Origin of the sequence: Lutibacter sp. A80 (assembly GCF_022429645.1) — a bacterium.
Lineage (GTDB): Bacteria > Bacteroidota > Bacteroidia > Flavobacteriales > Flavobacteriaceae > Lutibacter.
The window spans coordinates 2,157,408-2,171,524 of record NZ_CP092480.1; the positions used below are offsets into that span (position 1 = coordinate 2,157,408).

8 protein-coding genes are annotated in these 14,117 nt (G+C 28.7%); 7 read left to right on the forward strand and 1 reads right to left on the reverse strand.

Going from position 1 to position 14,117, the window contains the following annotated elements:
• Nucleotides 1-6: 6 nt before the first annotated feature.
• The 7 genes from MHL31_RS08940 (at nt 7) to MHL31_RS08970 (ending at nt 11,067) form a co-directional block, all read left to right on the forward strand.
• On the forward strand, nt 7-2,802 hold the full coding sequence (locus MHL31_RS08940) for a SusC/RagA family TonB-linked outer membrane protein (protein WP_240225594.1): 2,796 nt from the start codon (nt 7-9) through the stop codon (nt 2,800-2,802).
• A 21-nt stretch (nt 2,803-2,823) separates the two neighbouring features.
• Nucleotides 2,824-4,560, forward strand: coding sequence for a RagB/SusD family nutrient uptake outer membrane protein (locus tag MHL31_RS08945; protein WP_240225595.1), 1,737 nt, complete (start codon nt 2,824-2,826; stop codon nt 4,558-4,560).
• Nucleotides 4,561-4,580: 20 nt separating this feature from the next.
• Nucleotides 4,581-5,486: a DUF1735 domain-containing protein gene (locus tag MHL31_RS08950; RefSeq protein ID WP_240225596.1), complete on the forward strand. Its 906-nt coding sequence runs from the start codon at nt 4,581-4,583 to the stop codon at nt 5,484-5,486.
• Between the two features lie 357 nt (nt 5,487-5,843).
• Entirely contained in the window at nt 5,844-6,623 is a 780-nt protein-coding gene (locus MHL31_RS08955) for an ion transporter (protein WP_240225597.1), read from the forward strand.
• Nucleotides 6,620-8,473 (forward strand): hypothetical protein, encoded by a 1,854-nt coding sequence (locus MHL31_RS08960; protein ID WP_240225598.1) that lies wholly within the window; start codon nt 6,620-6,622, stop codon nt 8,471-8,473. The genes MHL31_RS08955 and MHL31_RS08960 overlap by 4 nt, the downstream gene beginning before the upstream one ends.
• Before the next feature lie 434 nt (nt 8,474-8,907).
• Complete coding sequence (locus tag MHL31_RS08965; RefSeq protein ID WP_240225599.1) at nt 8,908-9,747, forward strand: LytTR family DNA-binding domain-containing protein; 840 nt, start codon at nt 8,908-8,910, stop codon at nt 9,745-9,747.
• Between the two features lie 105 nt (nt 9,748-9,852).
• Nucleotides 9,853-11,067 (forward strand): hypothetical protein, encoded by a 1,215-nt coding sequence (locus MHL31_RS08970; RefSeq protein WP_240225600.1) that lies wholly within the window; start codon nt 9,853-9,855, stop codon nt 11,065-11,067.
• 264 nt (nt 11,068-11,331) lie between these two features.
• Here the strand turns inward: MHL31_RS08970 and MHL31_RS08975 are convergent, their stop codons facing one another.
• Nucleotides 11,332-14,055 (reverse strand): sugar-binding domain-containing protein, encoded by a 2,724-nt coding sequence (locus MHL31_RS08975; RefSeq protein WP_240225601.1) that lies wholly within the window; start codon nt 14,053-14,055, stop codon nt 11,332-11,334.
• Between the last annotated feature and the right edge of the window lie 62 nt (nt 14,056-14,117).

Here is a 14,117-nt window from a genome sequence, read left to right on the forward strand (position 1 = left end):
AAACAAATGAAAATAACCATAAAAAAATTAAAAGGTTTTGTTTTCTGCGTATTTAATGTTCTCGCTATTAATATTGGTGTAGCTCAAAATACCCCATTAAAAAGTGTAGCAGCTCAAGAAGATTCGCAACAAATAACAAATAATGATGAATTTCTAAAAACACCATTTGGAGTTTTTAACATTACACAAACAACTGGTGCTATCTTTAGAATTTCTGGTGATGAATTAAGAAAATCAGGTGGTGATAATTTAATGAACTCATTAAGAGGAAAAGTACCTGGATTAAGAATTATTAGAACTAGTAACACCCCAGGAAATGGTGGGTATTCATATACCCTAAATGGCGGTACTCCTAACGTATTAATCGATGGTCAACCTAGAGGTTTACAAGTTGATTTAAGAGATATAGAGGAAGTAATAGTACTTAACGATGCAACTTTTAACTCTTTGTTAGGAAATTTAGGTGATAATGGACTTATTTACGTAATTACAAAAGGGAATAAACCTAGTAAACCAGTAATTGAAGTTAATTATCAAAATTCTTATAACACACCTTCTCACTTGCCTAATTTATTATCGGCTGCAGAGTATGCAACTGTAGTAAACCAAGCGGCAAATAATGATGGATTAGCTAATATATATAGCCCAGAAGCTATTGAAGCATACAAAAATGGTTCAGACCCAATTAATTTTCCAAATATAGATTCTCAAGAAACATTTTTAGAAGACTCTACTCCATCTAATTATTTATCTCTTAACTTATACGGTGGAAAAGAAGATCTTACATACAGTGCTTTTCTAGGTTATTCAGACTGGAAAGGATTAGAAAAAATTGGAGCAATTGATGGTCGAAACATTACTTTTAGAACTAAAATTAATACAAAAATTAATGATATTTTAAAAGCTCATGCTAGTGTTTATGGTAGATTTGGACTTAACGACAGACCTGTAATTGGACCTAACGATACGTTTAGTTGGATAACAAACACACCAGCAAACGCTTTCCCTTTAAAAGTTGGAGACTCTGCTTATGTTGTTAATAATCAATATCAAACTAATTTATTATCAGAATTAGAAAATGGAGGAACAAGAACAGATTATACTTCTAATATGATTTTTGATTTGGGTATGGATTTCGATTTTGGAAAATTTGTTGAAGGCCTTTCCTATAGTACATACATTATGATGAAAACTTATAATGCACACTCTTTAGTTACTAATAATACTCCTGGTTTGTACACCCTAGAAAACTTTCAAGATATTACAGGGCAAGATTCTTTAGCTTTAAAAGTAAATAAAAATGAATATTTAGACCTATCTGTTGGAAGAACAGGAGGTGCAATTCAAAGAGATTTTGCTTATGGAGGTAATTTTAGCTACATCAAAAAATTTGATGAAAGTGTCTTAAATTTAAATTTAAATCATCTTTTATATTATCAACCAAATACTAATTCTAGTCAAACAGATAAACGTAATATAACATTAAACTTAAATGGTGCGTACGCTCTAAAAGATAAATATATTTTATATGCCAATCTAAACTCTAGTAGTAGTTCAAGATTTCTTGATGAAAATAAAACTAAATATTACCCTACTTTTGGTGCAGCCTGGGTAGCATCAAATGAAGAATTTTTAAAAGATAATAACGTAATAGATTACTTAAAATTTAGAACATCATATGGTATAGTAGGAACCGAATATGGTTTTGAAACTCTTTTATATTTAGATACTTGGAGTGGTGGTAGAAACAATGGTACTACTTTTCTTGGTACAACAGGAAACCCATCACAAGATGAGCTAGGATATAGATTAAGTACAACAGGTAATGAAGCTATTGATTGGGTTGAATACAATCAATTATTTGCTGGTATAGAATTACAACTGCTTAAAAAATTACGATTAGATTTTAATTACTTTGATATTGAAGTTAACAATCAAGTTGTAAAAGCAAGTCAACTTTATGCAAGTGCCTTAGGAAATGATGTGTATTTACCTCAGTTAAACTACAAACAAAGTAGAAATAAAGGGTTTAACTCTAGTGTAACTTTTAACAACAACACAAATGCTTTAAAGTATTATATAAGTGCAAATGTTGGACACTATAAATCTATAGGACAAAAAATAGCTGAAGTTCAATATCCAGACGAATACAGATTACAAGAAGGTAAAGCTCAAGATCTAATTACAGGTTATGTAAGTGATGGACTTTTTACAGCAGAAAATATTGGTGATGCACTACCTCAATTTGGAGACGTACAAATTGGAGATATTAAATATGTTGACCTAAACGGTGATAATATAATTGATACTAGAGATCAAAAAGCTATTGGTAACAGCACTCCAAGATATAATTATGGTATTAGTGTTGGATTTGAATACCAAAATTTCAATCTAGATATTACAGGTATGGGTGTTGCAGGATATGATATTAATTTAAACTCATATTCATACTACAAACACAGCGGTTTAGGTAACTATTATGGAAGTGTAAATAATGATTTACCTAATGGAAATGCAAACCCTAGATTAAGTACTTTAACTAGTATTAATAATTACAAAAACTCTGATTATTGGATATTAGATGGAAGCTTTTTTAAAATTGCAAACTTAGAATTAGGGTATGCAATGCCAGAAACATTAATCGCTAACACTCCATTATCTAACGTAAAAATATTTTTAAGAGGTACTAATTTGGCAGTATTTAGTAAAATGAAAGATTTAGATCCAGAAGACCCAAGTGCTGGTTTTTCTGAATACCCTATGATGAAAACTTTCTCTTTAGGTACTACTATTAATTTTTAATAAGTTAAAACATAAAAAAAAATGAAATTAACTAAAAACATATTAATAATTATTACATTAATGCTCTGCATTACAGGGTGTAATGATTTTTTAGAAGATACACTTCAATACACATCAGAAGAAGAAGTTATAACTTCTGGATTACGATCTAGAGGTATTATTGAAGATATTTACACGGATTACTCTTTTAGATATTTTACTGATTTTTCAGTTGAGTACCTAACAGATAATGGAGTTTTAAATTCTTCAGAAACAAATTATGCAAATAACAATTGGGGAGCAGCTGAAAGTCACCCTTACAATTATGTTTGGCAACAATCTTATAATAATATTAGACAAGTTTATCAATATATAGATTTGGTTCATGACGCAGGATTACCTTATTTACCATCTGAAGCAAGCCAACCTTTTAGCGATAAAATTGTTGCTAGATATTATGGAGAAGCACATTTCTTAAAAGCTTGGGCCGAATGGGAATTGTTAAAAATATATGGTGGACCATCTGCAGATGGAACTATGCTTGGTTTTCCAATTGTAAATGGAACTTTAGAAAATGAAGAATATGCTACATTAAGTAGAAATACTTATGATGAGTGTGTAGACCAAATTATGGCAGATTTAGATGTTGCTATTGAAAATCTTCCACTTATATATTCAGGGAGTGAAAATGACAACCCTGGATATAGCGACCTTGAAACAGGTAGAGCAAGTGGTTTAGCTGCTTATGCATTAAAGGCTAAAGTAGCCCTATTTGCTGCAAGTCCTGCTTTTAACCCATCAAATGACAACTCTAAATGGGTATTGGCAGCAGAATATGCACATGAAGTAATTGAGCAAAATGGTGGTTTAAAATCTTTACAACCTTTTAACAATAGTAGAGAAGACAACCCAGACCAAATTTGGAGAATGCGTAATTCTAGAAATAACAATTCACTAGAACAACGCCTATATCCTCCAACTTTATACGGACAAGGGGAAGTAAATCCTTCACAAAACTTAGTGGATGCATTTCCAGATTCAAACGGATATCCTATAAGCAATGCTTCAAGTTTATATGACCCAGCAACACCTTATAGCTCTAGAGATAATAGATTTTATAAATTTATATTTTACAACGGAGACCAATGCTTTCAATCTGAAAATTGTACAAATTACAATGCTTTAGAAATGTTTGAAGGAGGTTTAGATAATTTTGGAGGGTTTATTCCTAACGAAGGTACAAGAACAGGGTATTATTTAAAGAAATATTTAAACAACCTAAATTTTGACCCATCAGCAATTAATGCTACAACTACACTACCAAAAGTGTATGTTCAATTAGGTTTAACAGATATTTACTTAAGTTATGCTGAAGCTGTTTATAATGCATACGGACAAGCAGAAACTGCTCCTCCAGGTTTAAATTATTCTGCAAAAGAAGTTATCGCTGAAATTAGAAAAAGAGCTGGTTTTACATCAGATCCATATTTAGATGAAGCTGCCGCTGATGCAAATCTTTTTGAAAATTTAATAAAAAATGAAAGACGTATAGAATTATGTTTTACAGGTGAAAGATTTCACGATTTAAGAAGATGGAAAGATATTGTAAATATAGAAAACGTTAATGGTGTTAAAATCACTAAAAACGAAGATGAAACTTTTTCTTATGACAATATACAAGTGGAAGCAAGAGGTTATGGAAATAAAAACTATTATTTACCTTTACCTTATGATGAACTAATTATAAACACAAATTTGAAACAAAACCAAGGATGGTAAAAAAATTAAACATAAAGATTATGAAAAATAACAAATTAAAATCTATTTCCAAATTATTGGTATTGGTTATAATTGGACTTAGTATTGTATCGTGTTATGATGATTTTGTTGAAGATGAATTTGAATTTACTTCAGTTTACTTACCAAAACCAACAATTGACCGTACTTTTATAATGGGTGAAGGAATGCAAATTGGAGTTGGTGTTGTACTAGGTGGAAGACTTTCTAATTCTGAAAATGTAGAAGTAACATTTTCGTTAAATGATGCACTTGTAACAGATCAAGGTCGCACTGTTTTACCTTCAAATTATTATAGCCTTGTAGATAGTGAAGGAAACCCTGCAAATAATAAAATAATTATTCCATCAGGTAAAACTCAAGGGTTTGTTTATGTAAAAGCAGATTCTATCAACTTTCTTAATGACGCATTATCTCTTGGCAATAATTATGCTTTAGGGTTTGAATTAGACAATGTAGTAAAAGCAGATTCTATTTTAACAGATTACAAAACATCCATGATTACCTTTACCTATATCAATCAATTATATGGTAACTACGTTCAAAAAGGACAATTTGTAAAAAATGATGGAACAACACAAGAAACTATTGAATATCCAGGTGAAATTACAGATGCCTTAGAATTAACTATGGTTTCTCCAAATACTTTGTCTTATGACGGTCTTACGGACTTAAGAGGAGCTGATAAAAAGCTATATATTACTATAGCTGATGACAACTCAATAAGCATAAGCACAGCAGAAGGTGGTGTTCCTGTTATAGACGACGGTGGGTCATCTTATAATCCAGAAACACGTGAGGTTAAACTAAACTATTCTTTCGAATTTAATGGTGTTAGTTATAAAGCTAATGATATTCTTGAATTTAGAAACAGAATTGTAGATGGAGTAAATCAGTACGATTTATAAAATTACAAAACCTAAAATACAGAAAGCCTCTCATATATTGTTTATGAGAGGCTTTTTTAGTTTAATAAAAGTAACTTACCTCTACGGAAATCCGTAACATTAAAATATTTAATTATTGTATTTTTCGAGTAATTATATACTCTATAAAAATAGAGAACTTAAATCTTGGTGAATTGATATGTAAATATTCATACGAACCTAAAAAAAAACATAATACATTTTAGAGCAAGAAAAGTCTCTAATTTGGATACTAAATGAATAAAAAAAATGTAAATAATTGGTAAAAAAAATACTATATCATGTACTAATTAGGTTGCTATAATTCTAACAAATCTATAAAAAAGAAGAAAATATAGGATGACAACAAAACTATTTCTAAACGATAAATTTATACTTCTATTAATTCTTATAAATGCCGTAACAATATTTCTAAGTGGGTTTGAAATGTCTTTAGGCAATAGATTTACACTAGCTTTAACAGATAATCTAATAACAGTTCTTTTCATTACCGAGCTAATCGTAAAATTTAAAGAATTTGGAATAAAAGGTTATTTTAATTCTAATTGGAGAAAATTTGATTTTATTTTAATTGCATTATCAATTCCTTCATTAATTGCCTTTATTGGAAATTTAGAAATTACAAATTTAAGTTTCTTACTTGTATTTAGAGTTATGAGAATTTTTAAATCATTTAGATTTTTAAAATTTATCCCAGGAATAGAACATCTAATAAAAGGTATTAACAGAGCATTAAAAGCATCTGTTTTCGTTTTTATTGGATTTATAATTTACATATTCATAATTAGCATCTTATCCTTCTATCTTTTTAAAGGAGTTTCACCTGAACATTTTGGAAACCCACTAAATTCTCTTTATACTACGTTCAAAATTTTTACTGTTGAAGGGTGGTACGAAATTCCAGACTTAATAACCCATAACTTAACACCTACAACATCCTTTTTCACATACTTGTATTTTATTTTTGTTGTAATCTCGGGAGGTATCTTTGGTCTATCTCTTGTTAATTCAATTTTTGTAGATGCTATGGTTAGTGATAATAATGATACACTTGAAATTAAAATTGATTTATTAGAAAAAAAAATTGACAAATTACTTTATAAAAACAAAAGACTATGAAATTAGAAAAAATATTAGATAATGTAAACTCGCTTGAAAAGAACTCATTCCTAAAAATCATTGATAATATAATTTCAAATCATCCGAGTAATTACAAAGAAATTGATAAAATATTATCAGACAATAACAATAACTTAAAAACTATTGATAATATAAATATTGCTAAAGTATTTAACCTAATTACTAATGAATTTACAGAAGTAATAAAACAAGAATTTGTGAATACAACTTCTCAACTTGATATTCTAATCGATATTATTATCAGAGATGGACATAATCTTATTAAAGAAGATTGGTTTACAAATCTCTACGAAAAAGAAATTAAAGGCATTAAAAAGAAAACAACTGAATTAATTAAAAAACTTAATAATGATAAATCAGATATTGACATTCAAAGAAAACGTGATTATTTAGTTTATAAAGCCTGTGTAAATACAGCATATTTTAATGATAATGTTTGTAATAGAGATACAAAAATAACAAATGATGAATTATCTATTTTATTAACTTTATCAAATGAACTTGAGCTATCACAAGAAGAAATTAAGTTAATAAATTACATTGTTATCCCTCCTACTAAATTACAAATTGAACAAGTTATCAGCGACTTAAAATCAGTAGGTTTAATTTTTTACTCCAAAAAAAATAGACAAGTTTATGTCGCTGACGAAATTGTTAGGGTTTTAAGAAAAATTCGTAAAAAACAAGTTGCAGACAAATTTTATCGCAGATTTTTAAAACAATTAAGAGAGCCTCAAATTAATCTTGTCTGTAGAAATCACAACATAGATATTAAATTACCTCTTAATGAAAAAATTAAAAATATTATCAACGAAGGTATTTCATTTTCAAAATTACTCTCAAATGAGCTTCATAAAGAAGGAACTTCATTAACTGATAAGAAAAAATTTGTCAATGAAGTTTGGAGTAAAGGATTTGAAATCTCAGGTAATTTAAAAGGGACTACTATAGATGAAAAAATAAGTAATTTAATTGCATACTTCGATGAAATTGAAAAAGATGAAAAAGTTGGAATTTCAATAGACGGATATAGCCAATTACTTTCTGATCTAAACGAGACTTTCCCTAGTCTTAATAAGATTATTCGAGCAGAATTTGAAATGCAAGATGAATTTGTATTAAAAAGTGAATATTTATTAGATTTCAATATTAAACCTAGAGATATACTCGATATAATAGATAAAAAAGAACTTCTTGTTTTTTGTGAAAAATACAACTTAAAGAAACGAGGAAATCCTATTTTAAACATCCTCGATGGTTATAAAGATGCAGATAATTTATTTATCGAAAATTATGAAAATATAGGGTTTAGAAACTTAAACGCATTAAAAGATAATGGAATAAGCTTAAAAGAAGCAGAATTAGGAATAAAATTCGAAGACATTACAAAAACAATATTTGAAAAACTTGGATTTAATGTTGATGAAGATTTAAAAAAGAAACTTAATACTAAAAAGAATAAAATTGACCTTGTTTTAAATTTAGGAGACAATGGATTAATAATTATTGAGTGTAAAACTGTTAAGGAAAGTGGTTACAATAAATTTAGTTCAGTGACACGACAAATGAAATCATACATTGATTTAGCAACTGGAAACGGACATAATGTTGTGAAATCATTATTAGTTGCACCAGATTTCAGTGATGAGTTTGTAAACGATTGTGATGTTGATTTTGAGTTAAATTTATCATTAATAACAGCTTCTTCTCTATTAAGAATACTTGAAGCTTTTAAAAATTCAAAGCATAAACAATTTCCATATCAACTTTTAATGAAAGATGTTTTAATTAAGGAAGATAGAATAATTAAAGCTATCAATAAAAGGTAGTTAGTGAGAAAAATATCAATATTCTATAATTAAAAATTCTAAAACAATTGACTCTATCAATTTTAATTGGCTTCTTGATAATATAATTACAGTCAATTAAAAAGAACTTAAATAAAACACAAACTAAAAGTAAATAATCTTAAGCACTATTTTAATTGATGTAATAATAATTAGAAAAAGTAGTATTATAAAATAGACGCTTCCAACTAAAATAGCTGGTGAACGTCTCTTTAATCAACACTTATAAAATTTCATCTACAACGGTGCATATACCATCTTAATTTTGCTTTAAAAAAATGTTTAGAATTTTTAATTAACTTTGAGCAAAATCAACGTTACTAAACCTTGTAAAAAACATTTAGATTTAATTAAAAACTGATTTTAATATTCAACAACTTCAAGTTGACTTAAACATAAAACAATTTTAATAACTAATGATTTCATTAAATAAGACTATTGCATATACAAAAAGCTGGAAACATACTTTTTTGATTTCTGTAGTGTTAGGAATATTAGTACCATTACTGTTAATAAGCCTAGAACCTTTTGATAATAGTAATACGTTTTCTTACAAATATATCATCCTATCAGGCTATGCTCTTTGCATTATAATTCCTTTACTACTAGCGCATATTATTGAAAACTATGTTTATAAAAAGCAAACTAACCGTTGGTTTGTAGTTAATGAATTTCTTTATATAACAATAACGCTCTTTCTAATCTTTGTTTTTGCTTTCTTTTATCATTTTTTAATAGTTAGCAACCTACATACATTTACTTTAAAAGCAATTTGGGGTTTTGCTAAAGCATTCTGTTTGCCATTTACACCAATTGTAGTGCCTATATGGCTTTATTTACGCTCTAAGTATGGTGTTATAGAAGTTCCATTAAGCAATAAAAAGAATACTAAAAAAATCAACTCAATAACCATTACTGGGAATAATAAATCTGAAACTTTAAGCATTTTAGAATCCGATTTTATTTTTGCAAGAGCACAACAAAATTATGTAGATGTTTATTTTAAAACAGAAAAAGGTGTAGCACAAAAAACGTTTCGAAATACATTATCTAATATTATGAAACAGTTACCTAATGCTTGGCAAGTGCATCGATCGTACTTGGTAAATCTAGATTATCTTAAAACTGTAGAAGGAAATGCGAGAAAACGTTTTATAAGAATTACAGCATCAGAAGAAATCATTCCAATCTCTCAACTTTATTATAAAGCCTTAAGTAATAGGCTTTCAAATTCGTCCCAAGAGCTTCAAAATTAGCCCACACGCTTCAATTTTATACCAAAGACATCAAGTTAGTCACACTTATTTTTTGCTTTTGTTTTTATGTTTTCTATTTGTAGAGAATTTAAAAAAACAATCAAAATGAAAACTTCAACACTTGTTATCTTAGTAATGTCTATCGCACTATTTTCTAGCTGCTCTTCTAATAAATATGTTAGCTATTTAAAAGAAAATACGGAAGTCGTTAAAATGAAAGATTCTCTTCAGTTTAACTCACTAGATGATCATTTTTATCAAAATAAACTTTTTTTAGTAGGTGAAGTACACGAAGTAGAAACATCACCAAGAATTGATTTTGCAGTATTCAGTCAAATCAATAAAAAAATAAAAGTAGATGTTTATTTGGCTGAAATGGATATGGCCCAAGGATATTACTTGCAAGAATATATTAAAGGTTCTAATGAAATTGAACTTAAAAATATATTAAAAAAATGGCCTGTTTTTATAGGAAGTATTTCTGAACAATACAGAAATAAATGGAAAAAAATGAGAGCCTATTACCATCAACTTCCTGAAAACTCAAAATTTAAACTTGTGGGTGTAGACAGAATAGCAGACTTTGATTTGGTTAGAAAATTATTGAAAGAGAAACTTCCTAAAAAATATCACAATGAGATTCAGAGTGATAATGACGCATTAATTTCTTGGTCTAAAACAGAACTTGAGACTATATTAGAAAACGAAAAATCTTCTTTTGATGAAAGTACTTTTAACCTATTAAAAAACATTGCATTTAATCTAGCGAATTACAAAGAAAACAGAAGTAGAGATAAATTTATGTATCAAAATTTTAAACGTTTATTTACTCAAAATCAATGGAAAAATAAGAATATTTATGGCGGATTTGGGTTTTCACATACGCTACAAGCATACCACTATACTTTTGCAGGACGTGTAAAAAAAGATACTACATTACCATATACCAATAAAATGGTAAGCTTAAACAGTTTATATGTAGATTCTAAATTAACTGTAGATAGTAGAGCCTTGCCAAAATTTATGCAAGATAAAGGCAAGGCATTTACAAAGTTTAAGTATTCGCAAGACAACAGATTGTTTATGTACATAAAAGGGATTGCTGACTATAAAAAAGTAACAAAACCAAACACTATAAGTTTACTAAAATTAGATGCTAAAAATTCGCCTTATTTAAACTCTACAAGAGGAACAAAAGTTAAAAAACTAGTAACCATTTGGGATGCGTATGATATTATTGAAGGCACCAATACAACAGATTATGCCCAATATATTCTATTTATTAGAAATGCAGATTGGATTCAACCTGATGAAAATTAACGAAATAAAACAATTAACTACCTATATGGAATTTATTTATATCTCAAACAGGATATTTTACAAGATAAATCTAAGCCTATAAAAAGATATTTTTATAGGCTTGAGCTACAATTGTAAAAACCTTGCATATTACAAGCTTGAAATCCAGTACTTTGAAAACATACTTATTGGACTCCCGTTCTATAAAAATAGTAAATTATATGTACAGGTTTAACTTTTAATTATACAATATTTTGTTGATACAAATTACATTAAAAATTAAATTTACTGATAAATATCTTCAGTAGAAAAATCACTTTTCTTTTTATTCAAAAAAACTTTTTTTAAACTTTCAAAATCTAAATTTTTAGATGGATTAAACTCATTACTATTCATATATTCTAGCAAACTAAATCTCAACTGCCTAGCTACAGGTCTATCAATTAAATTGGACATCAAATCAATTGATGAAAAGATTAACTTTCCTTTACCTACTTTGGCTTCAAAAACTGTTGCTAAATTATGATTGGTTACAAAATTATCGATAACTCGCACTATTGGTGTTACATTCAACGAATCTGTAATTATAGATTTTGAATTTATACATAAATCCCACCATTGCCAATCTGTATGAGTACTTGTTGGAAAACTTGAAAAAGCTAGATGTTTATCATCTAATAAAAGCCCCATTGTAGCTGGTTGATTTGGAAAATGAACTGGGCTCCAAAAAACAGGTACGAAACGTCCTTCAATACCTTGTAAATTTTTATAATCTGGATTTAAAAATACACTCTTCCCTATACTTAATCCTTTTAAAGCATCCTGAAAAGAAGACGTTATTAAAATATTTTCATCATTTTCATGTACCTCTTTTGGGTAGACCCAAATATTCCAACTATTTTTATATTTCGTTCCTTTCAAATTAACTGTTACAGTTAATTTTTCAGCTGATTTAGCGTCTATTTTATAATTAATAGAACCTAAATTAATGTTATTTCCAATCAATAAATTAACATCTTTAAAACTCCCTTTTTTAACTACCTCTCCGGTTTCATCAGTTATAGCCCAATCTATTATTTGATTTTGTTTTTCTTGGAAAAAATTTGCAATTTCTATTGATGCTTTAAAAGATTCTCCTGTTTCATAAATAGCTTTCTCAAACCTTATTAGTGGAACTAATTCACTATTAAATTGGCTAAATTCTTCAGCTGAAATTATACCTTTAGATTCCCAAAAAGCATTAAGTAAACCAACCAAAGCAGTACCTTGACCAGGAAAATCTTGTAGTTGTAATAATTGAAAGCCATCAAAACTTGGTGTTTTTAGAGCACGCTCTATTTCTTCTTTATATAATAGTGCTGCCAACTTACCTGATGCATGTGTAAAATCTGGCGCTAAATCAATCAAACCTTTTTTTTCTAAATCTTGTTTTACAGCTATAAAATTAAGTGGCTCCAAAACGCCCGTGTATTTAGAAATTTCACTCATATCAGGATAAACCGAATATTGTCCAATTTCATGCGATATTAAAGGAATGTCAATATGTGCACTTCCCGAGGTATAATCTGCATTAAAGTGAGGCGGTTTATCATTAAAAATTCCTTGCCCACGAATCCATCCTTTATCTGTCCATTGTGCAATAAAAAACTCATCTTCTTTTTCTGGTCTTGTACCTGTTGGTTTCTGAAAAGAAAATGCCGTAGTTGCATAAAGATGCCTATTATCTTTTGGTTTTAATTCAGCAACCATAGTATTTAAAACATTAATATCTCCTTGTAGTTCGTTACCTAAAGCCATTAAAACAAATGACGGATGATTACCATAATCTTTAATTATCTTTAGAGCTTCTTCTTTTAAAAAAGCTGTAGTATTAGCATCTTCACCTACTTTCAAACTCCAATGTGGTAGCTCTACTTGATAATAAAAACCTGCCTCATCAGCTGCTTCAAAAGCCGCTTTTGGTGGACACCATGAGTGAAAACGCAAATGATTTAGTCCATAATCTTTCGCTTGCTTAATTAGTTTTGCCCAATCAGCTTTCTCAGTTGGTGGATAACCTGTTAATGGAAAAATTACACACTCTAAATTTCCTCTAAGAAAAATACGTTTACCATTAAGTAATAAATCTCCATCTTTTGAACTCACAAACTTATACCCAAACGTAGTTTCAACATTACCTGAATTTGTAATAACCTCAACGGTATATAAATTTGAATTGAATTCATCCCATAATTTAAGATTTTCAAGTTTAGATATTTCAAAACCAACGGTACCATCTACTTGTTTTGTTACTGAAACTTTTTCGTTAAAAACGTCTTCCCCATCAACAGATTTTATAATACAGTTTACCATTTCATCTTCAGCTATTGTTTGTTGAAATGTAACTTTCAACTTATTTAATTCTGAATTAGGGTAAACTTGTAAATTTTTAGGGTAGTTTTTATTTAAAGCTTTTAATGTAATATCACCTAATATTCCATTCCACTTAATTTGAGTGTGATTTGTATAGGCATGAGCCATATTTTGATTTACCTTATCAGGATATTTTGTACTTGTTACATTAATATTTGGAAACTTATTAGAGTTATCTATCACAATGGTAAGTAAATGTTTTCCTGGTGTTAAGTTTTTGCTTAGATCATATTCATGAGCACCAACCAAACTATTAGCAGAACCTAAAAGTTCACCATCAACATAGATTGAAGACTCCCAAATAATTCGTTCTAGACTCAAAATAATCTTTTGCGCATCCCATGAATTAGGTATTTCTATTTCTTTTTGATACCAAGCTTTACCAATATACTGATGTTTTCTAGTTAAATTAGACATTACATAATTATTAATGGCTGGCACTAGGGTATTCGGTTTTCCAAGACCTGCATCATCTAATGTTCCTGGTAATTCTATTTTAGACCCTTTAAACTTTCTTGCCGCCCAATTATCTGATGCTCCAATATTGGTTGAATCTAACTTTACCTCCCAAATACCAGATAAATCTATCTTTTCCACTTTAGCTTTATTACAACTTGTGACAATTAACAGTATAACCACTATTACTGGTAAAAAACTAA